A 26,658-nucleotide genomic window follows, 5' to 3' on the forward strand; every position below is an offset into this window, starting at 1 on the left:
ATGTATGGTATCGATGAAAAGAAAGATTGGTTCTTCTACTTATTTTAATGATGAATTGGTATATGACGGTAACGATCTGGGGGCTGTATATACAAAAGAAAAGACAACATTTCGTATATGGACACCTGCTGCCGGGAAAGTATCGCTTAACTTATATGAGCAGGGCGATGGTGACAATTTGATAGAAACAATTCCAATGACAGCAGATGTCAAAGGAACCTGGGTGTGTGAAAAGACAGGAGACCTGAATGGTGTATATTATACTTATTCAGTACAGATCGGTAATAAAGTAAATGAAGTTGTTGATTTATATGCAAGAAGTGCAGGCGTAAATGGCAACAGAGGTGAGATCCTTGATCTGCAAGCTACCGATCCGGATGGATTTGATGCAGATGTCAGACCGGCATTTAATAATGCAACAGATGCAGTGATTTATGAAGTACATATTCGTGATCTGTCTTCCGATGCTTCTTCCGGGATTCGGAATGCAGGTAAGTTTCTTGGACTGACAGAGCGCGGAACAAAGAACAGGGAAGGGCTGGCTACAGGACTTGATCATATTCTGGATCTTGGAGTGACTCACGTACAGATTCTGCCGAGCTGTGATTATGCTACTGTAGATGAAACAAAGCCAGATACAGCGCAGTTCAACTGGGGCTATGATCCTAAGAATTATAATGTGCCGGAAGGTTCTTACAGTACAGATCCATATCATGGGGAAGTACGCGTCAATGAAATGAAGCAGATGATTAAGACACTTCATGAAAATGGAATCCGCGTGAATATGGATGTTGTATATAATCATACTTATCATCTGGCAGATTCATGGTTTCAGAAGACAGTGCCTGATTATTACTACAGAAAGAATGGCAATCATTATTCAGATGGCTCAGGCTGTGGGAATGAAACAGCCTCAGAGCGTGCCATGATGCGCAAGTATATCGTAGATTCTGTTGTATACTGGGCAACGGAATATCATATAGATGGTTTCCGGTTTGACTTGATGGGCGTACATGATCTGGATACCATGAAGGCTGTCAGAAAAGCACTGGATCAGGTGAGTCCTGACATTATGGTATATGGTGAAGGATGGACTGGAGGAGAATCTGCATTGCCGGCAGCACAGCTGGCAACGAAGAACAATATTTACCGGCTGGATCGTGTGGGTGCTTTCAGTGATGATATCCGTGATGGGATCAAAGGCAGTGTATTTGATTTTCTGGACAAAGGTTTTGTAAGCGGCAAAGATGATATGGAAGAAAACATTAAATTCAGTGTTGTAGCAGCGACCCCGCATTCGCAGGTTACGCTCACAAAGGCTGGTGATAAGTGTACGAACTGGTCGGGACAGCCGGGACAGAGTATTAATTATATATCCTGCCATGATAATCTGACATTCTGGGATAAGCTTGCCATTTCCAATGCAGATGACAGTGAGGCTGACAGAGTGAAGATGAATAAGCTGGGAAGCGCGGTTCTTTTTACTTCGCAGGGTGTACCATTTATGCAGGCTGGTGAAGAGATGCTTCGCTCTAAGCCAAATGAGAAGTCTGAGACTGGATTTGATGAGAACAGCTATTCTTCCCCTGATGCAACGAACAGCATTAAGTGGGATAATAAAGGTAACGTAATGGATGTTTATGAATATTATAAAGGTCTGATCGCATTCCGTAAGGCACACAGTGCACTGCGCATGACAACAGCCGCTGCAATTCAGAATAATCTTACCTTTATGACTGGACTTGATGCAAATGTCGTAGCCTATACCATTCAGGGTGAGGTACAGGGAGAAACGGCACAGAATATTGCAGTCATCTATAATGGAAATCCGGATGCAGTCACAGTAAACTTACCTGCCGGGACGTGGGATATTTGTGTCAATGGTAAAAAGGCAGGATGCAGATCTCTTGGAACGGCGGAAGGTTCTGTTACTGTCGAAGGTATCTCTGCGCTGGTTCTGGTACAGGGAGATGATACCGTAAGCAAAGTGCCGGCAGAGGATGCATAGGCAGACACGGCAGTCAGATAGACAAAGAGAGAAAATTGTTACTGTTCACAGGTAGGCATTTTCTGAACTGAAAATGCCGTATGATACAGTGGTGGCAGCAGATTTTGCCGATTTGGAATGCGAAGCATCGGCAAAATCCGTTACTGGAACGAGGTACGAGTGAACAGTAACAGAAAATTGTATGAGATTGTATGAGATGTGCAAAAAAAATTGAATATTTATCAGGGAGACGATATAATAGAATGCGGAGGAAACAAAGCATGTCATTTACACATCTGCACGTCCATACAGAGTACAGCCTTTTGGACGGTTCAAATAAGATAAAAGAATATATTTCAAGAGTCAAAGAACTTGGGATGAACAGCGCCGCCATCACAGATCATGGTGTGATGTACGGCGTGATTGATTTTTATAAGGCAGCAAGGGCAGCCGGAATCAAGCCGATCTTAGGCTGTGAGGTATATGTAGCGCCTGGATCGAGATTTGACAGGGAGCTTTCCCATGGAGATGACCGTTATTATCATCTGGTACTTTTAGCAGAGAATAACAAAGGTTACCAGAACCTGATGAAGATCGTTTCCAAAGGATTTGTGGAAGGATATTACTACAAACCACGTGTGGATATGGAAGTTTTAGAAACTTATCATGAGGGAATCATTGCATTAAGTGCCTGTCTTGCCGGTGAGGTGCAGCGCTATCTGGTACGTGGGCTTTATGAGGAAGCAAAAGAGACTGCATACAAATATGAAAAATGTTTTGGAAAAGGCAACTTCTTTTTAGAACTGCAGGATCATGGAATACCGGAACAAAAGACAGTCAATGCAGGACTGATGCGGATGAGCCAGGAGACAGGTATTGAACTGGTGGCGACGAACGACGTGCATTATACTTATGCCGAGGATGCCGAGCCGCATGATATTTTACTCTGTCTGCAGACCGGAAAAAAACTGTCCGACGAAAACCGCATGCGTTATGAGGGCGGGCAGTATTTTGTGAAATCTGAGGAGGAGATGCGCGCGCTGTTTCCGTATGCGGCACAGGCGATTGACAACACACAGAAGATCGCGGACCGCTGCAATGTGGAGATTGAATTTGGAGTGACCAAGCTGCCACATTTTGATGTGCCGGAGGGGTATGATTCGTGGACTTACCTGAACAAACTCTGTCATGAGGGGCTGGTAAGACGTTACCCGGACAAGCATGAGGAGCTTTTGCCGAAGCTTGACTATGAGCTTTCTGTCATCCAGAAGATGGGGTATGTCGATTATTTCCTGATCGTGTGGGATTTTATCAACTATGCAAGAACACACGGCATTCCGGTTGGCCCTGGAAGGGGAAGTGCGGCGGGAAGCCTTGTGTCTTATACAACAGGCATTACCAATATTGATCCGATCCGTTATAACCTGCTGTTTGAGCGGTTCTTAAATCCGGAACGTGTGACCATGCCGGATATCGATATTGACTTCTGCTATGAGAGACGAAGTGAAGTCATTGATTACGTTATTGAAAAATACGGAAAAGACTGTGTAACGCAGATCGTTACCTTCGGTACGTTAGCGGCGCGCGGTGTCATCCGTGATGTCGGACGTGTCATGGATCTGCCGTATAATTTCTGTGATACGATTGCAAAAAATATTCCAAACGAGCTCAATATCACGATCGACAAAGCACTCATAATGAACCCGGAACTGCGTTCCATGTATGAGTCGGATGAGACGGTAAAAAGACTGATCGACATGGCGAAAAGACTAGAAGGTCTGCCGCGCCATACCTCCATGCATGCCGCCGGAGTCGTAATCTCCCAGAAGGCAATGGACGAATATGTGCCTCTGTCGAGAAGTTCCGATGGCACGATCACAACACAGTTTGTCATGACCACGATCGAGGAACTCGGACTTTTAAAAATGGATTTCCTTGGACTTCGTACTTTAACGGTCATCAGTGATGCGGTCAAGCTTGTGGAAAAAAATCATGGAATAAAAATTGATGTGGATAACATTGATTATAACGATAAAAAAGTATTAGATTCGATCGGAACCGGAAGATGCGACGGTGTATTCCAGTTAGAAAGTGCGGGCATGAAAAACTTCATGAAGGAGTTAAAACCGCAGAGCTTAGAGGATGTTATCGCCGGTATCTCCCTTTATCGTCCGGGTCCGATGGACTTTATCCCCAAATACATCAAGGGAAAAAATGAACCGGAGAGTGTGACCTATGTCTGCAAAGAATTAGAGCCAATCTTAGAGCCGACCTATGGCTGTATCGTTTATCAGGAGCAGGTTATGCAGATCGTGCAGAACCTCGCCGGTTATACAATGGGACAGGCAGATAACATCCGCCGTGCCATGAGTAAAAAGAAGCAGTATGTCATTGACGCGGAGCGTCAGAACTTTGTCTATGGCAATGAAGAGCAGGGCATCAAAGGCTGTATCGCAAACGGAATCAGCGAGCAGGCGGCAAACCAGATCTACGATTCCATGGTCGATTTTGCCAAATATGCATTTAACAAATCCCACGCGGCAGCTTATGCGGTGGTTGCTTATCAGACGGCGTATTTAAAATATTATTATCCGGTTGAATTTATGGCGGCGCTCATGACGTCTGTGATCGACAATACAAGAAAAGTTGCAGAGTATATTTATTCCTGCCGCCAGATGGGAATTAAGGTACTTTCTCCGGACATCAATGAGGGAGAAGGACGCTTTTTGGCAACGAAAGATGGAATACGCTATGGCATGTATGCGATCAAGAGTATCGGCAGACAGGTCATTGATATCATTTTAGCAGAAAGAGAGGCAAACGGTAAATATATCACACTTTCTGATTTTTTAAGCCGTGTTGCCGGGCGGGAGGTCAATAAGCGTGCGGTCGAAAACCTGATCAAAGCCGGAGCCTGCGATGGATTAGACGGCAACAGACAGCAGATGCTCTTAGTATATAATACGCTGATCGACAACCTGAACCAGGAAAAGAAAAATTCACTTGCAGGGCAGATGTCTTTATTTGACCTTGTATCCGAAGAGGAAAAAAAAGCGTATGAAGTCCGTTTCCCGAATGTGGAGGAATACAGCAAAGAGATCAAACTTGGTTTTGAGAAAGAAGTCCTTGGAATTTACCTAAGCGGTCATCCTTTGGAGGAATATGAGGAAAAATGGCGCAAAAATATCAGTGCAGTGACGGCAGATTTTATGCTGGATGAAGAAACAAATGCGGTAAAGATTAAAGATAACCAGAGTGTTGTCATCGGCGGCATCATTACTGAAAAGACGATCAAATACACAAAGCAGAATAAAGCGATGGCATTTATCACGATCGAGGATCTGTTTGGAACTGTGGAAGTTATCATTTTCCCGCGTGATTACGAGAAATACAGCCGCTATTTAAACGAAGATGAAAAAGTATTTGTCGCAGGACATGCCAACGTCGAGGAAGATAAAAACGGAAAACTGATCTGTGAAAAAATCTATTCCTTTGATGATACAAAACGCGAACTATGGCTTCAGTTTGCGACAAAAGAAGCGTTTGAGGAAAAAGAAAAAGAATTGTATTCCCTGCTCTATGGTTCGGACGGAAATGATGAGATTGTGATCTATATTGCGTCGCCGCGTGCCATGAAAAGATTAGGCCAAAATTACAATATTCATATCAATCCGGAGCTTGTCGGTAACTTGACGGAATTTTTGGGCGAAAAAAATGTAAAAATTGTTGAAAAGAGCATTGAAAAGAAGTAACAAAGAGATTAAAATAGTAAAGATTAGAAAAATGGGTATATTATTTTAGGAGGGAACGATAAATGGCAAAAGAGATTAATACAATCGGTGTGCTGACAAGTGGTGGCGATGCGCCGGGAATGAACGCAGCCATTCGTGCAGTTGTAAGGGAAGCAATTGCAAAGGGAAAGAAAGTAAAAGGAATCAAGAGAGGTTATGCAGGACTTCTTCAGGAAGAGATCATTGATATGGAAGCAAAAGATGTTTCCGATATCATCCAGCGTGGTGGTACGATTTTACAGACAGCCCGTTGTATGGAGTTTACAACAGCAGAAGGACAGAAACGCGGTGCAGAGATCTGTAAGAAACATGGCATTGACGGAATTATTGTTATCGGTGGTGACGGTTCTTTTAAAGGTGCCCAGAAGCTGGCAGGACTTGGAATCAATACGATTGGTCTTCCGGGAACGATCGATCTTGATATCGCATGTACTGAGTACACGATTGGTTTTGATACAGCAGTAAATACAGCAATGGAAGCAATTGACAAAGTCCGTGATACATCAACATCCCATGAGCGTTGCAGTATCATTGAGGTTATGGGACGTGGTGCAGGTTATATCGCATTATGGTGTGGTATTGCAAACGGTGCCGAGGATATCCTGCTTCCGGAAAAATATGACTATGACGAGCAGAAATTAGTCAACCACATCATTGAGAACCGTAAACGTGGTAAACAGCATCATATCATTGTAAATGCTGAGGGAATCGGACATTCTTCCAGTATGGCAAAGAGAATCGAAGCTGCAACCGGTATCGAGACACGTGCAACTATCTTAGGTCACATGCAGCGTGGTGGAAGCCCGACATGTAAAGACCGTGTATATGCATCAACCATGGGTGCTTTAGCAGTAGATTTACTCTGCGAAGGCAAGACAAACCGTGTTGTTGGATACCGTCATGGTGATTTCGTTGATTATGATATCGACGAGGCACTTGCAATGACAAAGGAGATTCCGGAATATCAGTACGAGATCAGCAGAAACCTTTCTCTGTAATACAAGACAATAGATCGTTGATCTATTGTACAAGACAGTAGATGATGAACTATACAATCTGATGTTATATTACATAAATTTGATAGTTTTTGCATTTTAGAGAGAAATCCGTTATACTTAGCGACAGGTATAACGGATTTTTTAGTGAGGGAAATTATGATTACAAGTACATCAAACCAGCAGATGAAAAATTTGACACTGCTCATGAAAAAAGCAAAAGCCAGAAATGAACAGGGTGTTTTCGTGGCAGAGGGAAGAAAAATGTTTTTAGAGGCCCCGGTGGAATGGGTGAAACAGGTTTATGTTTCCGAGAGTTTTTATGAAACATGTATGCAGGGCAATATGCAGGATTGCATGAAATCATGCACACCAAAACATGGGGAAGAAAAACTGAACAGAAAAGTACTGGAACGTTTGAATGAAACCGGCTATGAGATCGTCTCCGACAATGTGTTTAAAAGTGTTTCCGACACACAGACACCGCAGGGAATCCTCTGTGTGATAAAGAAACCGGAGTATGCATTAGAGAAACTGATCAAAGGGGAACAGACGCATCTTCTGATCTTAGAGAGCATCCAGGATCCGGGAAATCTCGGCACGATGGTGCGTACCGGTGAGGGGGCAGGCATCACAGGGGTGATCATGAACCAGACGACTGTGGATCTGTTTAATCCGAAAACCATCCGTTCCACGATGGGAAGCATTTACCGGGTTCCTTTTTTCATCACGAAAGATCTTGCGGGGACGATTTCATCACTCAAAGAGCAGCAGGTCAATGTCTATGCGGCGCACCTTAAGGGCACACTTTCCTATGAAGAGCCGGACTATAAGAAAAAGACGGCGTTTCTCATCGGAAATGAGGGAAACGGATTGTCGGATGAGATCGCAGATTTGGCAGATACTTATATTAAGATTCCAATGCAGGGACAGGTGGAATCCTTAAATGCGGCAATCTCCGCATCACTTCTGATGTATGAGACGGGACGGCAGAGAAGACACGGATCAACAATAAAAATGGAGAGATAACAATTCATGAGAATCTGGTTTAAAATGATGAAGGGTACGCACCTGATCAAAGACATGACAGTGACAGATGAGTCAGATGATACGAGAACGCACAAAATTTTCAAGGCGTTAGATGAGGTATGTTATGCATTTGACCTTGGAAAACCGATCTGGTTAGATGCGAATGTGGAAGAGTTTAAGAGGCATGCAAAGACACGTTTTACGCAGGATTGTTTTATTGAGCATGTGGATTTTGATTTTCTGGAGATGCATGTGATCGAGGAGGATTAAAGGGAGAACATCCCAATATGGAGGACATGTTGTATGGCGCTGGAAAATAAGCTTGGAATTAAAAGTTCCGCAGAACTCGCGCGTGAAGAGGAACGTATCAGTAAAAAGAAGGCAGTAGAACTGTTTGAAAATGGTATGCTCGAGAAACTTGAGGCGGGAAAGTTTCAAACGTTATGTGAGATTCATAAATATTTATTTGATGATATCTATGACTTTGCAGGAAAAATCCGAACCGTAAATATATCAAAAGGCAATTTCAGATTTGCACCGCTTATGTATCTTGAAACAGCAATTAAAAATGTAGACAAAATGCCACAGAACACATTTGATGAGATTGTTGAAAAATATGTGGAAATGAACATTGTGCATCCGTTCCGTGAAGGAAATGGAAGAAGCATGCGCATCTGGCTGGATATGATGTTAAAAAAACAGATCGGACAGGTAGTAGACTGGAGTAAGATAGAAAAAGAAGATTATCTGATGGCGATGGAACGCAGTCCGATCAAAGATATTGAAATTAAATATATTTTAAATGCAGCACTTACCGATCAGATCAATGACCGGGAAATTTATATGAAAGGTATTGACCATAGTTATTATTATGAGGGATATGTCACGTATAAGACGGAAGAGTTGTAGGGACAACATCCCTTGCTTTTTTCTCCCCTCTGTGCTACACTGTCACAAGCTGACAAGACACATGTTAACCACATGAAAAACAGCAAAGAGGAGTAAGAAACTCCGGATTGGAGAGATTATGGAAAAAGTAAAGGCATTTTGTAAAAGGAAAAATATTGAGATATCCGTCAAACGTTATCTGATTGATGCACTTGGTGCGATGGCACAGGGATTATTTGCATCGCTTTTGATCGGAACGATCATCAGTACACTTGGAACGCAGCTTAATATTCCGATTCTTGTGACAGTCGGAACTTACGCGAAAGCGGCAGTCGGACCGGCAATGGCGATCGCAATCGGATATGCCCTGCAGGCAGCGCCTTTAGTACTGTTTTCACTTGCGGCAGTCGGTGCGGCGGCAAATGAACTTGGCGGGGCAGGTGGGCCGCTTGCGGTACTTGTGGTTGCAATTTTTGCAGCAGAATTCGGAAAAGCAGTTTCCAAAGAGACAAAAATCGATATTATTGTCACTCCGTTTGTGACCATTTTTGTCGGGGTCGCGCTTTCTATCTGGTGGGCTCCGGCGATCGGTGCGGCAGCGAGTGCAGTTGGCAATGCGATCATGTGGGCAACGGAACTGCAGCCGTTTTTCATGGGAATCATTGTATCAGTGATCGTAGGAATCGCACTGACACTGCCGATCAGCAGTGCTGCGATCTGTGCCGCACTTGGACTTACCGGTCTTGCAGGAGGGGCAGCACTTGCAGGATGCTGTGCACAGATGGTTGGATTTGCAGTGGCAAGTTTCCGCGAAAATAAATGGGGCGGACTGTTTGCACAGGGAATCGGTACATCGATGCTTCAGATGGGAAATATCGTAAAAAATCCACGTATCTGGCTGCCGGCGACATTGGCGTCTGCAATCACCGGACCGATCGCAACGTGTCTGTTCCATTTACAGATGAATGGTGCAGCAGTTTCCTCCGGTATGGGAACCTGTGGACTGGTCGGACAGATCGGTGTCTATACCGGGTGGATTGCAGATATTGAAGCGGGAAGCAAAACAGCCATCACACCAATGGACTGGATCGGACTGATCTTAGTCAGTTTTATTCTGCCGGGCATTTTATCATGGCTTTTTAGTGTGCTGTTCCGTAAAATCGGCTGGATCAAAGAAGGTGATATGAAGCTGGACTTATAAATCGGTAAAAGTTTAGAAATAAATCCCCAATAATAAGGAAAGTATGGTATACTGTAAATAGTAGTCATTACAGGGACGCTATGTATAAAATTACATTTTGCGCTGCAAAATAAGGAGGATTTTTATGGATAAGCCATTCACCTTAAGTGAGGGCGTTGACAGTTGGAACACGATTATTTTTTTATACAATTCCGCATTGAAGGAGGTACGTACCAAAGTTGAAATCTTAAACGATGAGTTTCAGCAGGTACATCAGTACAACCCAATAGAATATATTAAGTCAAGGATCAAGACGCCTGAGAGTATTGTGAAAAAGTTAAAGCGTTACGGATATGAGTCGTCGATCGACAATATGGTTAATTATGTCAATGACATTGCAGGTATCCGTATTGTCTGCTCTTTTACTTCTGATATTTATAAGCTTGCAGAGATGATTGGAAAACAGAACGATCTGACCGTTATTTCCATCAAGGATTACATTAAAAATCCGAAGGAGAGCGGTTATAAAAGTTATCATATGCTTGTAACTGTTCCGATATTTTTATCGGACTGCGTGATCGATACCAAGGTGGAGATACAGATCCGGACGATGGCGATGGATTTCTGGGCAAGCTTAGAGCATAAGATCTATTACAAATTTGAGGGAAATGCGCCCGGCTATATCAGCAGGGATCTAAGAGAATGTTCCGATATTGTTTCTATGCTGGATGCAAAGATGCTCCAGCTAAATGAAGCAATCATACAGGCGAAAGAAGCACAGGAGGAGCAGACGGGTGCAGTATAATTACGACTTCGAGATTATGTCACTCGTCATTTTTGTGGTTATCAGCGGTCATTTCCTGTTGATCAGACAGTTCCCAACGGTTAAGTCGAAAGTATTTGGCAGACTGCTTTGGGTGTGTCTTGGCGAGTGTATCGCAAATATTTTATCATGTATTGGACTGGCAAATGCAGCAATCGTTCCGCTAATCTGGAACGAATTGTTTGCGTTTGCTTTTTTTGCGTTGGAAGGAGCGGCTTCTTATCTGATGTTCCGCTATATGGAAGAGGTATGCAGCTTTTCCGGAGTAGCAGGTCGGATGATAAAATACATGGGAAAAGTCCCGTTTTTCTTTTTCGAGATCATGCTTTTAGCGACACCGTGGATGGGCTTTTTCTTTTATTTTAAAGATGGCAGCTATTATCAGGGAAATTTTGCATGGTTTGGCTATGTGTATATTGGATACTATTTTTTTATGAACCTGCTTCTTGTGTTTTTGGGGAGAGCGCGTATTGAGACGCGGATCAAGGTAATCGTTATCTTATACAGTATTGTGGCAGTTCTTATGGTGGTGCTTCAGTATGAGAGAAAAGAAATGCTGCTTACCAGTGCGGCAAATATGCTGTTTATTCTGATGATCTATATGGCAATGCAGAATCCGTCTGCTTATATTGACAGTGAAACCAGAACCAGTGATGAGCAGGCATTTCTGATCCAGATGAAAAATGTAACGGAGCAATCCGGCAAAAAAGTATTTTTTGTGGTACATATCAGACAGATGCATCATATCGAAATGCTTTTAGGATATGAAAACAGCAGGCGGCTGTTTGCCGAAGTGGGACATTATCTTACCGCACTGTGTGGAAAGTTCTGTGTGTTTCGCAATGCGGAGGATACATTTACCATTCTGCTGGATGAGGGAAAAGAAGAACACATAAAGGGGCAGATCAAAAAAAGATTTGAACAGGATTTTCATGTGTCTGGCAATTCGATTTCTTTAAATGAGATCATGATCACCCTGCATTATCCAAGAGATTTTTGTTCTCTGGCAGAGTACAGGGCACTGTATGGATATTTGCTGGAAGCGGCACAAAATTCAGGGAAACAGATCTTTTTTGAGGTGGATGAAGCCGTAAAAAAAGACTATTACCGAAGAAATAAGGTAGAGCAGGCGGTGGATCGTGCAATTACGGAAAACAGATTTGAAGTATATTATCAGCCGATCTATTCCCTAAAAGAAAAATGTGTTGTATCATTAGAGGCGCTGGTGCGTCTGAAGGATGAAAAACTTGGAGCCATTCCACCGGATGAGTTTATTCCGTTGGCGGAGCAAAACGGAACGATCACACAGATCAGTGAGATCGTACTTGAAGAGTGCTGCCGTTTTCTGGCAAAACATGTACTTCCAAATCCATCGCTTGGGATACGGACGATTCATGTAAATATTGCTGCAGCGCAGTGCCTGAACCGGAATCTGAAAGAAAGCATACTGCCAGTGTTAGAGCGTTATCATGTGCCGACACATATGATCACACTGGAGCTGACAGAGCGGACAGCGATTGAAGCGCCAAAGCTGATGTTATGGCACATGCAGGAGTTTGGCAAAATCGGCATGGGGTTTGCAATGGATGACTATGGAAACGGCAATTCAAACTGTTCTTATCTGATCCGTTTTCCATTTCGGGAAATCAAGATTGATAAAGACATGACCTGGTCCTATTTTGAAAATCCAACTGCAAAAATCGTGATTGAAAATGAAATAAAGACGATACAAAAACTTGGTATTCCGCTGATCATGGAGGGCGTGGAAAAGAAAGAACAGAGTGATGCCTTAGAGGCACTTGGTGTGGATATGATCCAGGGATATTATTACGGGAAACCGATGCCGGAGACGGAGTGTCTGCGCTATATCAGAAGAATGCATTTTGCCAAAGAGGATTACGGAAAGAGTTGATGGAAAGTTTATGCTAAAAATAGCATTTTGTGATGATGATTTAGAAATATTAAAAGAACTTGGTATCTTATTGGACAAATATAAAAAAGAAAGAGACGAAGACCTTACCTATACGGTATTTCAGAGTCCCTTAGAGTTACTGGCCGCGATTGAGAAAGGGTTTTCTTTCGATATTTTATTTTTGGACATTTTAATGCCGGGGGAAAACGGAATTGAGACTGCAAAAGAAATCAGACAGTATGATAATAATATGAAAATTATTTTTCTTACCTCATCTCCGGAGTTTGCAGTACAGTCTTATACGGTCGGGGCATATTTTTATCAGTTAAAGCCAGTCTGGGAGGAAAGCTTTTTCCGGCTGATGGATTCCGTGCTTGCAGAGTGCACAAAGACACAGGAAAACAGTCTGATTCTGCGGAGCAAAGAAGGAATTACAAGAATTGACCTTGAAAAGTTAGAATATTGTGAAGTGATAGGACGGACGCTCTTTTTTCATCTCGGAAATGGAAAAGTATTTGAGAGTGTCGGCAGTTTAGACGATTTATTTTTGCAGTTAAAGCCTTATGGCAATTTTTTACGGCCACATCGGTCATTTCTGGTAAATATGGATTATATACAGAATATTTCTTACCGTGCAATTAAACTGATAAGTCTTGCAGAAATACCAATCCCGCATGGGAAATGCTCGGAGATAAAGAATAAATATCTCGAGTATGCGTTTAACAGAAAGCAGGTATTTTTATCATGAATCTTCTTTATGTAACAAATGGTGCAGCAGTCGGGATATTCGGCATGGTTTTGTCCGGGGCTTTTTGTGATATTCACTGGACGAAAGAAAAACGGGAATTTCTTGTTGGAAGTATTTTTGTGCTGCTTGCCATACAGGGCGTGATGTATCTGTTGGCCGGGGCAGCGACGATCCGTTATCTTTATCCTGTGATCACACATGTCCCGATGTGTATTGCCCTTTACATTTTAACGAAAAAACGTCTGTGGACAGTGATTTCCGTGCTGACTGCTTATCTCTGCTGTCAGCTTCGCAGGTGGGTGGCACTTTTTATAATGGCTGTGTTTGTGAACAGTGAAACGGTGCAAAATGTGACGGAACTGATTGTTACACTGCCGTTATTATTTCTTTTACTGCGCTTTGTGGCACCCTCGGTGCGGGCAATATCAAATTATCCCGTGTCAATACAGCTTCAGTTCGGGTTGATTCCGGCATTGGGATACGGCTTTGATTACCTGACGAGAGTTTATACGGATTTACTTTCAGAAGGTATACCGGCGGCAGTGGAATTTATGCCGTTCGTCTGCTGTATTGCTTATCTGGTGTTTGTGCTTCGTACTTCAGAGGAGGAGCGGAAGAAAAATGAACTTGAGCAGATGCAGAGCTGTCTGAATCTCCAGATTTCCCAGGCGGTCCGCGAGATTGAGGCTTTGAGGGAGTCGCAGAAAGATGCCAGTACCTACCGGCATGATTTAAGACATCATATGCAGCATCTGTTATCATGTATCGAGAATGGAAAAATTGAACAGGCAGAAGGCTACATTCATGAAGTATGTGCGCAGATTGAGGCAGGCAGGGTAAAAAATTACTGTGAGAATGAGACGGTCAATCTTATTTTTTCCTCTTTTGCAGGAAGGGCGGAAAGTGCTGGTGCCACAATGAACATAAAAGCGGTGGTGCCATATATTCTTCCGGTTTCGGAGACAGATTTGTGTGTGCTTTTATCAAATGCGTTAGAAAATGCACTCCATGCGTGTACAGCACAGGAGCAGAAGGGAACGATAGATATTTTAGCGTATGAGAAGAACGGGAGGTTCTTTTTTCAGGTCACGAATCCATGCAGAAAAGAAGTAGCATTTGAAAACGGTGTTCCGGTTACCGACCGGCCGGGGCATGGAATCGGCGTACGCAGTATTTGTGCAATTGTTGACCGGTATGGTGGTATGTACAGCTTTCTGGTAGAAGATAATAAATTTATTTTACGCGTTTCTTTATAAGGTGCAGCTTTATGCTGCACTTTAAAAGAGACAACAAAACTACATATGAAAAATAAAAAATGTCGATTGAGTGCACATTATAGTCGATTCAGAACAAGTTAATCCACTGCAGCACAAAATACGGTACATTAATGTCAACAGAGAGAAATGAAAAACAAATGACAAAGGAGAGAAAAATTATGAAAAGAAAAATTTTAGCAATTATGTTGAGTTCAATGCTGGCATTCTCTTTTACCGCCTGCGGGAATACCGAGGAGACTGCTGATGGCACAGTGACAAACGCAGAGGCAGATGTAGATGTGGCAGATACTGGCACTGATGTGGAGACCGATGCGGCAGAGAACGATGCAGCAGATATTGTTGTGGACACAGAGGCAGCAGATGCACAAAGCGAAGATGTGGAAACAGATTCTACCGAAGACTTATTCTGCCTGCTTGATGTGCCGATTTTAGAGATGCCGGACTTAGCAGGAACAACCTGGAGTTTCTGTGGGGGTAACATTGGCGGTGTGCAAATGACACAGGACGATTATGATGCTGCATTAGAGCAGTATGGCGGAAAATTGGAGATCGTGTTTAGCGATGATGGTTCCACTGTACAGATGGTACAGGGAGGTGGAACGTTAGACGGTGTCTGTGAATATCATTATGAGGATGAAGGTGTGCGTTTAACATTTGACAATAACGGCACAGATCTGGTATACGCCTGCGTGTTTGCAGATTTTGACGGACTGACAATGGTAGCATTGTCCGATACTTCCGGATACAATGCAGTATATTTTGTACAGTAAAGGAGTATTTGAATGGAAATCTCTGTAATTGTTTGTTTGCTTGTGATTTTGCTTGCCATATGGATTGTTTCTGTACGGAAAAAATTAGCGATCATGGATGAAAATATCAATCATTCCATGAATCAGATCGGAGTGCAGCTTTCGTCACGGTTTGATGCGTTACTTTCCCTGCTTGATTTTACAAAAAAATATGCAGGATACGAGGCACAGACACTTACAGATGAAGTAAATGAAAAACGGTGTATCATTATGGAAACTTCCACACCGGAGGAGGTTTTGCGCCAGGAAGGTGTGATAAACGAGGTGCTTTTCCGGACACAGACGGTTTTAGAAGAATATCCGGGTTCGACTGATGAAAATGAATACATCAAATGTATGGACGCGGTAGAGTGTTATGAAAAAATGGTGCAGACCAGCCGACTGATTTATAATGATTCGGTGACAAAATTAAACAGAGAGCTTCACATTTTCCCAACCAGTGTACTTGCACATATGCTCGGATTTGAAAAACGGGATTATCTGGTAGAAAATTAGCAGAAAAGGAGATGCAAAGGATGAATAAGTTACACAGAAGCAGGTACATAAATGTAGTTGTATCAATGATGATGGCATTTTTGATGCTTGCTGCAATGGGAACGACACAGGTACATGCAGCACAATATACAACGGGAACGATTGATCCTGCCGAATTGAAAGCTGGAGATGTGGTTTACAGGGGGGTTCAGTTAACGGTAGACAGACAGATTGTGGTTTGTAAAAAGTGCAATATGATATGGATTACGACGGGCACGGATTACGGTACTGGAGACATGAAACGCTCTGAGGTGGTGGCTACGGAAGCCCATAAGGATCATCCGGATAAGGTGGGGTATAGCGAGTTTAACTGGTATTTTAATCTTGACAGCTCCGGCCCATTGTTAAAAAATACGCCATATACGATCGTAGAAAATGCTAACATTAAATATAAGATTATCTACAATACAAACGGTGGCAGTCAGATAGCAGAGGGAAATCAGACGAACCTGCCAGATCCGCTGCCAGCTGCGACGAAAGATGGATATGATTTTGTCGGCTGGTATACAGATGCAGATTTTACGACGATTGCGCGGCCGGGACAGGCACTTACTGCCGATACGACTCTTTATGCAAAATGGGTAGAACACAGGCACACATTTAGGGATGAGTGGAGCAGCAATGATACGTCCCATTGGCATGCTGCCACGTGTGAACACACCACAGAAAAAAAGGATGAAGCAGCTCATGTTTATGGAACAGCAGGTGTGGAAGGATATACCTGTAGTGTCTGCAAATATGTAAGTGAAACAAGAAAAAAAGAAGCTGAGGCTGCAGATAAAAACATTAAATACAAGATTACCTATAATACAAACGGTGGCAGTCAGATAGCAGAAGAAAAGCAGACGAGCCTGCCTGATCCGCTGCCGGCTGCGACGAAAGATGGATATGAGTTTGCCGGCTGGTATACAGATGCAGATTTTACGACGATTGCGCGGCCTGGACAGGCACTTACTGCCGACACGACTCTTTATGCAAAGTGGGTAGAACACAGGCACACATTCAAGGATGAGTGGAGCAGCAATGATACGTCCCATTGGCATGCTGCCACGTGTGAACACACCACAGAAAAAAAGGATGAAGCAGCTCATGTTTATGGAACAGCAGGTGTGGAAAGATATACCTGTAGTGTCTGCAAATATGTAAGTGAAACAAGAAAAAGAGAAGCTGAGGCAGCAGATAAAAAGAATACGGAAAGTAAACCGGTAAAAGTAAAAAGGACAGAGGCAAAAGACGCAGCATTAAATTCGAAATTTAATGTGAAAGCAGGAAAGACGGTCAAGGTAACTTGGGGAAAAGTTAAAGATGCAGATGGTTATGATGTTTATATGGCATACTGCGGAAAAGATAAGGAAAAGGTTGTAAAGTCCGTAAAGGCAGCGGATAGTTTATCTGTTGAGATCAGCAAATTGAAAAAGAAAGGAATCAATCAGAAAAAAAATATAAAATGTCATGTTCTTGCATATAAGATGGTTGATGGCAAAAAAGTAACAGTTGCGAAATCGATCACGATACATGCAGCAGGAAAGAAGAATAAATCAGTAACAGATGCAAAAAGCATTAAACTGAAAAAGACTTCTTATGTATTGGCAAAAGGGAAAAAAGCTGTCGTAAAAGCTTCGATTGTCAAGAAGAATAAGAAACGTCCGATCATTAATCATATATCGGAATTCCGATATGCTACATCAGACAGTAAAGTGGCAGTGGTATCTAAAAATGGTAAGATCACCGCGAAAGGAAAAGGATCCTGTTCTATATATGTATATGCAACAAACGGATGTGCACAAAAAATAAAAGTTGTGGTCAAATAAGAGAGACAGGTATAAAGTGAAAATGAATGTGTAGGAGAAAAGCTGCCAATGATAGTGATAATATCATTAGGCAGCTTTTTATAATGAACAAAGGAAAAAGAAAACGTGTATTTTGACTGGATTATATAGTATAATATATTCCGTGTCTGAGAGAGAAATAAAACATAAGAGGATAGTGCGTGTGAAAAATAAGATTTTTCACACGCAAGAATGGGGATTAAGATGAGAATAGGATTTGATAATGACAAATATTTAAAAATTCAGTCGGAGCATATCAAAGAACGCATCAGCCAGTTCGGTGATAAGCTGTATCTGGAATTTGGTGGAAAATTATTTGATGATTACCATGCGTCGAGAGTATTGCCGGGATTTGCACCGGACAGTAAACTTCAGATGCTGATGCAGCTTTCGGATGTTGCAGAAATCGTAATTGTAATCAGTGCGGCGGATATTGAGAAAAACAAGGTGCGTGGAGACCTTGGCATTACTTATGATGTGGACGTTGTCCGTCTGATCGGAGAGTTTGAGAAAAAAGGACTCTATGTTGGAAGTGTGGTCATCACACAGTTTGCCGGACAAAATGGTGCAGTGCAGTTTCGGGAAAAACTCGAAAAACGTGGAATCAAAGTATATCAGCATTATAAGATCGAGGGGTATCCGTCGAATATTCCACTGATCGTCAGCGAGAATGGTTTTGGAAAAAATGATTATATTGAGACGACAAGACCGCTTGTGGTTATTACTGCGCCGGGGCCTGGAAGCGGAAAAATGGCAACCTGTCTTTCACAGCTTTATCATGAAAATATCCGCGGAACAAAGGCGGGCTATGCGAAGTTCGAGACATTCCCAATCTGGAATCTTCCGTTGAAGCACCCGGTCAACCTTGCATATGAGGCTGCAACAGCAGACTTAAATGATGTGAATATGATTGACCCGTTCCATCTGGAAGCATATGGAAAGACAACGGTAAATTATAATCGTGATATAGAAATATTCCCTGTTTTAAATGCCATTTTTGAGGGAATTTACGGTGAAAATACCTATTACAAATCGCCGACTGATATGGGAGTAAATATGGCAGGAAACTGCATCATCGATGATGAAGCCTGCTGCGTGGCATCTAAAATGGAAATTATCAGACGTTATTACACCGCAGTGAATAAGCTGGTAAGAGAAGAAGCGACCGAAAATGAAGTTTACAAGATCGAGCTTCTAATGAAACAGGCGAAGATTACAACAGACGACAGAAAAGTTACCGTTGCCGCAAAGAAGCGTGCGGAGGAATCAGGTGTTCCGACCGCAGCAATCGAACTTTCTGATGGAACAATTATTACATCAAAAACGTCTGATTTCCTTGGAGCATCAGCGGCATTGCTTTTAAATGCTTTAAAATATTTAGCTGGAATTGAACATGACGAGAAGCTGATCCGCCCGGAGGCAATTGAGCCAATCCAGGATTTAAAAGTACGTTTCTTAGGAGGAAAGAATCCAAGACTTCACACAGACGAGGTTTTGATTGCGTTATCTCTCGCGGCGGTTTCCAATGAAAATGCAAAATGCGCCATTGAGCAGATCCCTGCACTCCGTGGCTGTCAGGTGCATACGTCGGTTATGCTTTCCGAGGTGGATATTAAAATCTTCAAAAAACTGGGTGTGGATCTGACAAGTGAACCGGTACGCAGTGGATTGAAGCTGTACTAAATTTATTTGATGTATCATGAGCCATAGAATAAAGTGAAAGAGGAAATACATGAATCTGATTAATATAGAGAATCTGACAAAGGTCTATACCGAAAGAAAGTTATTTGATGGCGCGTCATTTTCGCTGCAGGATGGGGAGAAGGTAGGTATCATTGGTATCAATGGAACCGGAAAGACAACACTTCTGCGGATGATCATGGGGGAAGAGGAGACAGACGAAGGAACCGTTACGACGGCTAACCATGTGGTCATACGTTATCTGCCGCAGCATCCGGAATTTGATCCGGAAAAAAGCAGTCTGGAATGTGTACTGGAAGGAAATGTGACAGATGAAAACCGCTGGTCTGTTGAAAGTGATGCCAAGGCAATGATGACCCGGCTTGGAATTAAAGATTTCATGCAGCCTGCGGGACAATTATCCGGTGGACAAAGAAAGCGTCTGGCATTGATATCGGTACTTCTTTCCCCGGCAGATATTCTTTTGTTAGATGAGCCTACGAACCATTTAGATAATGATATGGCAGACTGGCTGGAGGATTATCTGAAAAAATGGAGAGGTGCGCTTATCATGGTAACACATGACAGGTATTTCTTAGACAGTGTGTGTAACCGGATCGTGGAGATTGATAAAGGAAAAATTTACAGTTATCAGGCGAATTACTCCGGGTATCTGGAACTAAAAACCCAGCGTCAGGAAATGGAAACAGCCAGTGAACGAAAACGTCAGTCGATCCTGCGTGTGGAACTGGAATGGATACAAAGGGGAGCAAGGGCACGTTCTACGAAACAGAAAGCACGCATCCAGCGTTATGAAGAGCTGAGAGATCGTGAAAATCCGGCGCAGGATTCACAGATGGAATTAAGTTCTATTTCTACAAGAATGGGAAAAACGACCGTGGAGCTGGAAAATATCTGTAAGGCTTATGGAGACAGAAAACTGATCGAGGATTTTTCTTATATCTTTTTGAAGGGAGACAGAGTTGGATTTATCGGACCAAACGGTTGTGGCAAGTCTACTCTGATGAAAATTATTGCAGGTATTATTCCGCAGGACTCCGGACAGGTCATTATCGGACAGACTGTGAAAATGGGATATTATGCGCAGGAAATAGCCTCAGAAAAAAATGAGGATGAAAATGAAATTGATCTGTCATATATGAACCCGGATCAGAGAGTGATCGATTATGTAAAAGATACGGCAGAATATATCCAGACTGTGGACGGAGTGATATCCGCAACCGTTTTATTGGAGCGTTTCCTATTTCCACCGGAAAAACAGTACAGTCCGATTGGAAAACTGTCAGGCGGGGAAAAGAAAAGATTAAATCTGCTCCGGGTATTGGCAACATCCCCGAACTTTATATTGCTGGATGAGCCTACAAACAACCTTGATATAGCTACGCTGACGATTTTAGAGGACTATCTGGACCGTTATGAAGGCATCGTTGTTACGGTATCGCATGACCGTTATTTCCTCGACCGGACAATGAAACGTATCTTTGCCTTTGAGGGAGACGGAAAACTGAAACAATATGAAGGCGGCTATACAGATTATGTAAACCGTCTTGCAGAAGAGGGCAGGACACCGGGAGAAACCGGACTGAATCAGTCTGCAGGTGCAGCAGGTAGTACACCGGGAAATTCAAAAAATCAGGAATCGGGAGAAAATGGAACCGTGAAAGCCGATTCGACTGCAACCTGGAAGCACGAAAAGAAACTGAAATTCAGCTATAAAGAGCAGAAAGAATACGAGACGATCGAGGATGATATTGCAGCACTCGAACTAAAGTTAGAAGATTTAGATAACGAGATGGCAGCGAATGCCACCAATGCAGCAAAGCTGCGGGAGCTGGTTGAGGAGAAAGAAAACGCAGAGAAAATGTTAGAAGAAAAGATGGACAGGTGGGAGTATTTAGAAGAGCTGGCGGCAAAGATCGCAGGGCAGCAGAGCTAGTGTACTGAATCATTGATACAGTACACTGGAAAGCCTGCCTGTCAGTCCACGTTCAGGACAAATGTATTCTTGCCGTTCTCTTTTGCCTGATACATTGCCAGATCTGCCTTGCGGATTAGCTGTGTATAGTCAAGTGTATCGCCCTGGGACATGACAATGCCGATACTGCACGGCACCGGCAGCACCTCGCCGGTCTGTTCGTTTACATGCTGCGTGCGCAGAATCTCAAGAATTTTGCCGGCATTATGCCGGATGCGTTCCGGTTCTAACTCACCGGCATAGCAAAATGCAAACTCGTCCCCTCCGATCCTGCCGACTGCACCGTGTATGTTTTCTTTAAGTGTCTGCGCTACGAACTGGATGACAGCATCGCCCTCCTGATGACCGTAATTGGTATTATAATCCCTGAAATCATCGATATCGACAAAGCCGAATGTGATCTGTTCATGGCTTTCAACCGCCCTTTGCACCATCGAAAGCATCTCTTTTTCAATCGCTTTTTTATTTTTGATACCGGTCAGAGGGTCGTTCTCTGCCATCTGTAAAAGTTTCTGCTGACGCTCTTTTTCTTTCCGGTCTGCCTGTTCCACATAGTCTAACAGCTCGTTGATACCCGCAGCCAGTTCACCTGTCTCATGTTTTTCCTGAATGTGAACGCGCAGGGAATAATCCTCACTTTCCCTGATTTGCGCAAATACCTGCAGAATATGGGTAATCGGTGCGAAAATTTTCTTTGTCATAAAATACTGTGTACAGCACACGCCGATGATGAGTGCAGAAAGACCGAGCGTGATCAGCATGCCATAGGTTCTTCCAGTCTGCTTCTGTGCACTCAGATTTTCAGTCACACGGATGCCCCAGCAGGTATTTTCCACATCGGAATAATATGTAATATAATCCTGTCTGTGATAGCGGTAGCGCACATAACCGGACGGATTTTTCTCATGGTCGATCGCATCCCATTTTTTCTGAAAATCATTGCGGTCGGAACTTTTAGAGACAAATGTCTTTAAGCTTCTCTTGTTTTTTGTGTCACCTGCCGTGATGATCGCCCCATTGCCGTCGAGAAGATAGAAAGTTCCATCTGCAAGCGTGTCCATATTCAGCCGCAGGTCGTCAAAATATGCCGTATCCAGCTCCTCCATCACATAGCCGATCAGTTCATTATTATAATAGACGCCGGTATAGGCGGGCACGACATTTTTCCTGCCGTCATCTGTTATACGCTCATACACGTCACCGATAATAAATTCGCCGGTCTGATATTTAGGATCGACATCTTTCATTGCACTGACAGTGCCCGGTTCGTACTCTTCACTTGAACTGACCACATGAAAATTCCGGTTTACCACAGAGATGCTCGCTACAAAGATACTGTATTTTTTGCGTTCCTTCAGCAGATTGTCTACATAGTTTTGTGCCAGAGGGCTTTCATTTTCCCTTAGACTGTAAAGGATCGCGTTCTGCGTCAGCTGATAACTCGCGATCATGTCCATCTCGTTATTGCGGTCCTGCGTAAAGTTTTTGATATTCATCACCTGATTTTCGCTGATCGCCCGCACATTCTGCTCCGTCAGCTCATCAATCTTGCGGTTCGTTTCATAAATGGAAAATATTCCGAAGATACCAAGCGGTATCAGGGTAAAAAGTAAAAGTAACCCTAAAATACTATGTTTTAATTTCATGTTTGCAGCTCCCCCCATCTGTTATCTATTTTATAGCGAAACTGTTGTTTACGTCAACTGTTGTCCACAACACCTGAAAAGATATTGATATTAGATGTGTATGATAAGACCATAGAGGTATTCCGGGAAACAATTGCAAATGCTTTGATCCATAGTGTGTGGGATGTAAGCGGAACCTTCCTGCGTTGTCAGGTGTGTCTGCTTTTTGTCCGGTGTTTCAATGCATTAAACCATGTCTGCGGCAGGGAGAATCCGAAAATGATACCCAGTACGATCGCACCGGCAACCTTGATCGTTTCCATGCCATAGCGGGAGAAATCTTTCATCTGGTTCATGATAAAGTAATAGGAAGTATAATAAATTCCCGCTCCAGGTACAAGAGGGAAAATACCAGCGATCAGATAAATAGTTACCGGATTTTTCCGAATGGCAGCGACAGTTCTTGAAAAGACTGTGAGAGCAAGTGTTGCGACCATATTTGCAATGACAGTACCGGTATCAAACTGCAGGCAGATCAGATATACGATCCATCCGATCGCACCGGTAAGTCCGCAGAAAATAAGCTCTGGTTTTGGCGCACAAAACAGTACTGCAAAAGAAAGTGTTGCGATCATACTGACAATAAACTGGATAAACATGGTTGTCATAAAATACCTCCTATTGCAAGATTGTAGATCGTCATGACAGTTCCGACGCCTGCCGCAATACAAAATGCCGTAAGAACAGCGTCAATCATGTGGATCGCACCGGAGAGATAATCACCGTTGAAGAAATCCCGGATCGAGGTCGTCAGCGCAATTCCAGGTACTAAGGGCATGATTGCACCGATAATGATTTTGTCATATAAAACAGGCAGTCCGACTGAAAATGTAATCAGACTGACGAGTGTCACAAAAGCACTGCCGAAAATGTTGGTGATAAATTTTGAGGTTTTCCGCTGTGCAAATTTTTTTAATATCAGATTCAAAAGCGCACCGGCGATAAATGCGATCACGCCGTCTAACGGAGTTCCGCCAAACAGGTAGGCAAAAGCACCGCTTCCAAGCCCGCAGAAAAATACTTCTGTCCATTTCTTACAGGTAGGAATCGCTTTGCATTCATCCAGACGCGTCCAGGCATCTTTTAAGGAGCATTCATGAGAGCAGATCTCTCTGGAAAGTTGGTTTAAGGCTGCAATACGTCCAAGATGCGTCTGACCGAGCGGAATGTGCCGGATCATACTGCACGCGTCATCTTTATTTTCATTTGCACTTGCAAAAATTCCATTTGAAAGTACATAGACATCATATTCTTCGATTTCATATGCTTCTAAGATATGCATTACGGTATCTTCCACACGGTACACTTCCGCACCATTTCTAAGAAGTGCATCGCCGGTCTCTACCGCTAAAGATAAAATTTCCTTTGTGACTGCCATGTTGCAGTTCCTTTCTACTATATGATAGGTCTGATAATGATAGCTGTTAAAACAGGTTTTTTCTTAATAACACTCATGAAAAAATAACATGTTTTTTTGTAAAAAGCAATCTGTCGCGTGAAAAAATTATATATTCAGTTCTCGGAGTGACGTGTGCGTCTTAAACGTCCCATCCAGGGGCATTAAGACTTGTGCTGCCATCCGTGGCAGCACAACACTGTATTATGAACAGGCATATTAAGATTGTCTAATTTTCTCCCAAAGTCACAAAACGAGTCCCGGATTGATGCGATTTGCCAGCCACTAAGTTGTGAACCACCCTTTGACGTGGAACTCATTTTATAACCTTAGGGGTGCGTAAATTTTTAGTGTTTTGTGTCTGAATCTGATAAAAAAATATTTCCAAATAACTATGTTTAATAGATTATTATTGGTTTGATAATACTGGCAAAACCGCAATGTATCCCGTTATGCCCGTGTTTATTGCCATACATATTTGAAAAAATATTCTGTGTTATTTGGTCTGGCAATTTACGCCCCCGATTTTGCGCAAGACGCCACTCACAAGCCTACGACACACCATTTGGACGGGCGACTCATGTCCATACATAATATCCCAAAAAAGAGAAATAATAATTCGCATAGTCGGTGAAATATCAGATTTGCACAAAGAACGCAGAGTATGAAAAATTTTACAGGAAAAATGGAGGATTATGATGAATTGTAAAAAATACAGAGCTGTATTACTCGGAGTGATTGTCATGGCGCTGGTGGTCGGAGTATGTTTTTACACGAAATACAGGAAAGAAAATGAGATACCGACAGATGGCATATTGGTATATGACAGTTTGAACGACGGGGATGTGGATGAAACATGGGCGTAAATAACGAGACACTTTATTTAAAGATCGAGCAGAACACGATCGTTTTTGACCGGCATGTTGTGTTAAACGACATTGCAAAAATGGAGTGCACGAACGAGGCAGTCCTTCGTCAGCTGAAGCAGAAAAAAATATATAGTTTTACAGACCGGAAAGATGAAAAAAAACAGAAAAATCAGATGCAGGTTTTTTCGGTGTTAAAGATCATTGAGCAGATTCATGAGGATTATCCGTCATTGACAATCTCCAACGAGGGTGAAAGTGATTTTATCATAGAATACGTACCGGATCCGAAAAAGCCAAAGGTGATAAATGCGGTCAAAACAGTGCTACTTTGTATTATCATTTTTTTTGGTTCGGCATTTACGATCATGGCATTTAATAATGACATTTCTGTAACGGACGTATTTGATAAATTATATGGTCAGGTGATGGGAACAAAAGCAGGCGGTGTGACAGAGTTAGAAGTTTGTTACTGCATCGGGCTCGGACTTGGCATTATTTTATTTTTTAATCATGTGGGCAGGAAGAAGATCACGCCTGATCCGACACCAATTCAGATCGAAATGCGTAAATATGAGAAAGACGTGGATACCACATTTATTGAAAATGCAGGAAGAGGAGGGCACAGCATAGATGTTTCTTAAACATATTCTGCTCGGCTTTTTAGGACTTGCATTTGGCGGTGCAGTTGCAGCAGGAACATTTGCTTTTGTGATCGTCATCGGTGTGGTGCCGCGTATGATCGGAAAGTGTAACCGTGCAGCAGGAACGCTCTGCTTTGAACAGGCGATCATCCTTGGTGGGATACTTGGAAATATTGTTTCTGTATTTTTGCAGATGCATCTGGCGTTTGGTCAGGTGTTTGGACATATTTTTCTTGGATTGTACGGACTGTCTGCGGGAATATTTGTTGGCTGTATCGCAGTTGCCTTAGCTGAGATTCTGAACACATTCCCAATCCTGTTCCGCCGGGCAAAGCTGAAAGTCGGACTGCGGTGGATCATGTGGGCAATGGCAGCCGGCAAGACCTGTGGGGCACTTTATTACTTTGTAAGGAAGATCGGGGAAGGTTTGACGTAAGATGGATTTCAGATTAGAATAAGGTGTGAGCTATTTTTATGGGATGATCGACAAATGCTGTTTTGTGGGTGACATGAGTTTTCTTGTGTAGGGTGGTCCTGGGGGGTTACGATTGGCAAATTGCATCAAGCCGGGACTCGTTTTGTTCCGTTG

General features: G+C 42.9%; 22 protein-coding genes. 19 read left to right on the forward strand and 3 right to left on the reverse strand.

The genetic code is table 11. The features are described from left to right. Window positions 1-13: 13 nt before the first annotated feature. From pulA to DXA60_RS13970, 16 genes are all read left to right on the forward strand, one after another. Window positions 14-2,008 (forward strand): type I pullulanase, encoded by a 1,995-nt coding sequence (gene pulA / locus DXA60_RS13890; RefSeq protein ID WP_243006894.1) that lies wholly within the window; start codon window positions 14-16, stop codon window positions 2,006-2,008. A 260-nt stretch (window positions 2,009-2,268) separates the two neighbouring features. Next, window positions 2,269-5,739 carry a DNA polymerase III subunit alpha gene (locus DXA60_RS13895; RefSeq protein ID WP_117921977.1) on the forward strand — a complete coding sequence of 1,157 codons (3,471 nt, stop codon included), beginning with the start codon at window positions 2,269-2,271 and terminating at the stop codon, window positions 5,737-5,739. 62 nt (window positions 5,740-5,801) lie between these two features. After that, window positions 5,802-6,776 carry a 6-phosphofructokinase gene (gene pfkA / locus DXA60_RS13900; RefSeq protein WP_117921978.1) on the forward strand — a complete coding sequence of 325 codons (975 nt, stop codon included), beginning with the start codon at window positions 5,802-5,804 and terminating at the stop codon, window positions 6,774-6,776. A gap of 156 nt (window positions 6,777-6,932) precedes the next feature. Beyond that, complete coding sequence (locus DXA60_RS13905; protein ID WP_117921979.1) at window positions 6,933-7,802, forward strand: TrmH family RNA methyltransferase; 870 nt, start codon at window positions 6,933-6,935, stop codon at window positions 7,800-7,802. A gap of 6 nt (window positions 7,803-7,808) precedes the next feature. Then, window positions 7,809-8,072, forward strand: a complete 264-nt coding sequence (locus tag DXA60_RS13910; protein ID WP_006855571.1) for a hypothetical protein — start codon at window positions 7,809-7,811, stop codon at window positions 8,070-8,072. A gap of 33 nt (window positions 8,073-8,105) precedes the next feature. Then, window positions 8,106-8,711, forward strand: coding sequence for a protein adenylyltransferase Fic (gene fic / locus DXA60_RS13915; RefSeq protein ID WP_117921980.1), 606 nt, complete (start codon window positions 8,106-8,108; stop codon window positions 8,709-8,711). A gap of 118 nt (window positions 8,712-8,829) precedes the next feature. Then, a complete protein-coding gene (locus DXA60_RS13920; protein WP_117921981.1) occupies window positions 8,830-9,891 on the forward strand; it encodes a PTS transporter subunit IIC in 1,062 nt (353 codons plus the stop codon). 124 nt (window positions 9,892-10,015) lie between these two features. Beyond that, window positions 10,016-10,675, forward strand: coding sequence for a GTP pyrophosphokinase (locus DXA60_RS13925; protein WP_117921982.1), 660 nt, complete (start codon window positions 10,016-10,018; stop codon window positions 10,673-10,675). Then, complete coding sequence (locus DXA60_RS13930) at window positions 10,665-12,605, forward strand: EAL domain-containing protein (RefSeq protein ID WP_243006895.1); 1,941 nt, start codon at window positions 10,665-10,667, stop codon at window positions 12,603-12,605. Before DXA60_RS13925 ends, DXA60_RS13930 begins: the two co-directional genes overlap by 11 nt. Before the next feature lie 10 nt (window positions 12,606-12,615). Then, window positions 12,616-13,353: a LytR/AlgR family response regulator transcription factor gene (locus tag DXA60_RS13935; protein ID WP_055195497.1), complete on the forward strand. Its 738-nt coding sequence runs from the start codon at window positions 12,616-12,618 to the stop codon at window positions 13,351-13,353. Beyond that, on the forward strand, window positions 13,350-14,609 hold the full coding sequence (locus DXA60_RS13940; RefSeq protein ID WP_117921983.1) for a sensor histidine kinase: 1,260 nt from the start codon (window positions 13,350-13,352) through the stop codon (window positions 14,607-14,609). The genes DXA60_RS13935 and DXA60_RS13940 overlap by 4 nt, the downstream gene beginning before the upstream one ends. 179 nt (window positions 14,610-14,788) lie before the next feature. Then, a complete protein-coding gene (locus DXA60_RS13945) occupies window positions 14,789-15,400 on the forward strand; it encodes an isomerase (protein WP_243006896.1) in 612 nt (203 codons plus the stop codon). A gap of 12 nt (window positions 15,401-15,412) precedes the next feature. Continuing rightward, on the forward strand, window positions 15,413-15,934 hold the full coding sequence (locus tag DXA60_RS13950; protein ID WP_015521477.1) for a LemA family protein: 522 nt from the start codon (window positions 15,413-15,415) through the stop codon (window positions 15,932-15,934). 20 nt (window positions 15,935-15,954) lie between these two features. Then, window positions 15,955-17,784: an InlB B-repeat-containing protein gene (locus DXA60_RS19285; RefSeq protein ID WP_243006897.1), complete on the forward strand. Its 1,830-nt coding sequence runs from the start codon at window positions 15,955-15,957 to the stop codon at window positions 17,782-17,784. A 222-nt stretch (window positions 17,785-18,006) separates the two neighbouring features. Further along, window positions 18,007-19,485, forward strand: coding sequence for a DUF1846 domain-containing protein (locus DXA60_RS13965; RefSeq protein WP_117921985.1), 1,479 nt, complete (start codon window positions 18,007-18,009; stop codon window positions 19,483-19,485). A gap of 49 nt (window positions 19,486-19,534) precedes the next feature. Continuing rightward, a complete protein-coding gene (locus tag DXA60_RS13970; protein WP_117921986.1) occupies window positions 19,535-21,439 on the forward strand; it encodes an ABC-F family ATP-binding cassette domain-containing protein in 1,905 nt (634 codons plus the stop codon). A gap of 41 nt (window positions 21,440-21,480) precedes the next feature. Here the strand turns inward: DXA60_RS13970 and DXA60_RS13975 are convergent, their stop codons facing one another. The 3 genes from DXA60_RS13975 to DXA60_RS13985 form a co-directional block, all read right to left on the reverse strand. Beyond that, window positions 21,481-23,124, reverse strand: coding sequence for a sensor domain-containing diguanylate cyclase (locus DXA60_RS13975; protein WP_243006898.1), 1,644 nt, complete (start codon window positions 23,122-23,124; stop codon window positions 21,481-21,483). A gap of 188 nt (window positions 23,125-23,312) precedes the next feature. Then, the gene (locus DXA60_RS13980) at window positions 23,313-23,762 is read right to left on the reverse strand and encodes a threonine/serine exporter family protein (protein ID WP_117921993.1); all 450 of its coding nucleotides are present in this window, start codon (window positions 23,760-23,762) and stop codon (window positions 23,313-23,315) included. Between the two features lie 5 nt (window positions 23,763-23,767). Beyond that, a complete protein-coding gene (locus tag DXA60_RS13985; protein ID WP_117921988.1) occupies window positions 23,768-24,541 on the reverse strand; it encodes a threonine/serine ThrE exporter family protein in 774 nt (257 codons plus the stop codon). A 716-nt stretch (window positions 24,542-25,257) separates the two neighbouring features. Between DXA60_RS13985 and DXA60_RS13990 the strand changes: the two genes are divergently transcribed. The 3 genes from DXA60_RS13990 to DXA60_RS14000 are packed head-to-tail and all read left to right on the forward strand — an operon-like array spanning window position 25,258 to window position 26,505. Continuing rightward, on the forward strand, window positions 25,258-25,425 hold the full coding sequence (locus DXA60_RS13990; protein ID WP_117921989.1) for a membrane-spanning protein: 168 nt from the start codon (window positions 25,258-25,260) through the stop codon (window positions 25,423-25,425). Next, a complete protein-coding gene (locus DXA60_RS13995) occupies window positions 25,416-26,069 on the forward strand; it encodes a stage V sporulation protein AA (protein ID WP_117921990.1) in 654 nt (217 codons plus the stop codon). The genes DXA60_RS13990 and DXA60_RS13995 overlap by 10 nt, the downstream gene beginning before the upstream one ends. Further along, a complete protein-coding gene (locus tag DXA60_RS14000) occupies window positions 26,059-26,505 on the forward strand; it encodes a stage V sporulation protein AB (protein WP_117921991.1) in 447 nt (148 codons plus the stop codon). Before DXA60_RS13995 ends, DXA60_RS14000 begins: the two co-directional genes overlap by 11 nt. The last annotated feature ends 153 nt before the right edge of the window (window positions 26,506-26,658 follow it).

The sequence above is a fragment of the Roseburia sp. OF03-24 genome, from assembly GCF_003463035.1.
In the GTDB taxonomy this organism is placed as follows: Bacteria; Bacillota; Clostridia; order Lachnospirales; family Lachnospiraceae; genus Roseburia; species Roseburia rectibacter.

Bases quoted from the DNA above. Each gene is read 5' to 3' on its own strand.
- pulA (WP_243006894.1), top strand. From the start codon at position 14: ATGAAAAGAAAGATTGGTTCTTCTACTTATTTTAATGATGAATTGGTA.
- DXA60_RS13895 (WP_117921977.1), top strand. From the start codon at position 2,269: ATGTCATTTACACATCTGCACGTCCATACAGAGTACAGCCTTTTGGAC.
- pfkA (WP_117921978.1), top strand. From the start codon at position 5,802: ATGGCAAAAGAGATTAATACAATCGGTGTGCTGACAAGTGGTGGCGAT.
- DXA60_RS13905 (WP_117921979.1), top strand. From the start codon at position 6,933: ATGATTACAAGTACATCAAACCAGCAGATGAAAAATTTGACACTGCTC.
- DXA60_RS13910 (WP_006855571.1), top strand. From the start codon at position 7,809: ATGAGAATCTGGTTTAAAATGATGAAGGGTACGCACCTGATCAAAGAC.
- fic (WP_117921980.1), top strand. From the start codon at position 8,106: ATGGCGCTGGAAAATAAGCTTGGAATTAAAAGTTCCGCAGAACTCGCG.
- DXA60_RS13920 (WP_117921981.1), top strand. From the start codon at position 8,830: ATGGAAAAAGTAAAGGCATTTTGTAAAAGGAAAAATATTGAGATATCC.
- DXA60_RS13925 (WP_117921982.1), top strand. From the start codon at position 10,016: ATGGATAAGCCATTCACCTTAAGTGAGGGCGTTGACAGTTGGAACACG.
- DXA60_RS13935 (WP_055195497.1), top strand. From the start codon at position 12,616: ATGCTAAAAATAGCATTTTGTGATGATGATTTAGAAATATTAAAAGAA.
- DXA60_RS13940 (WP_117921983.1), top strand. From the start codon at position 13,350: ATGAATCTTCTTTATGTAACAAATGGTGCAGCAGTCGGGATATTCGGC.
- DXA60_RS13945 (WP_243006896.1), top strand. From the start codon at position 14,789: ATGAAAAGAAAAATTTTAGCAATTATGTTGAGTTCAATGCTGGCATTC.
- DXA60_RS13950 (WP_015521477.1), top strand. From the start codon at position 15,413: ATGGAAATCTCTGTAATTGTTTGTTTGCTTGTGATTTTGCTTGCCATA.
- DXA60_RS19285 (WP_243006897.1), top strand. From the start codon at position 15,955: ATGAATAAGTTACACAGAAGCAGGTACATAAATGTAGTTGTATCAATG.
- DXA60_RS13965 (WP_117921985.1), top strand. From the start codon at position 18,007: ATGAGAATAGGATTTGATAATGACAAATATTTAAAAATTCAGTCGGAG.
- DXA60_RS13970 (WP_117921986.1), top strand. From the start codon at position 19,535: ATGAATCTGATTAATATAGAGAATCTGACAAAGGTCTATACCGAAAGA.
- DXA60_RS13975 (WP_243006898.1), bottom strand. From the start codon at position 23,124: ATGAAATTAAAACATAGTATTTTAGGGTTACTTTTACTTTTTACCCTG.
- DXA60_RS13980 (WP_117921993.1), bottom strand. From the start codon at position 23,762: ATGTTTATCCAGTTTATTGTCAGTATGATCGCAACACTTTCTTTTGCA.
- DXA60_RS13985 (WP_117921988.1), bottom strand. From the start codon at position 24,541: ATGGCAGTCACAAAGGAAATTTTATCTTTAGCGGTAGAGACCGGCGAT.
- DXA60_RS13990 (WP_117921989.1), top strand. From the start codon at position 25,258: ATGAATTGTAAAAAATACAGAGCTGTATTACTCGGAGTGATTGTCATG.
- DXA60_RS13995 (WP_117921990.1), top strand. From the start codon at position 25,416: ATGGGCGTAAATAACGAGACACTTTATTTAAAGATCGAGCAGAACACG.
- DXA60_RS14000 (WP_117921991.1), top strand. From the start codon at position 26,059: ATGTTTCTTAAACATATTCTGCTCGGCTTTTTAGGACTTGCATTTGGC.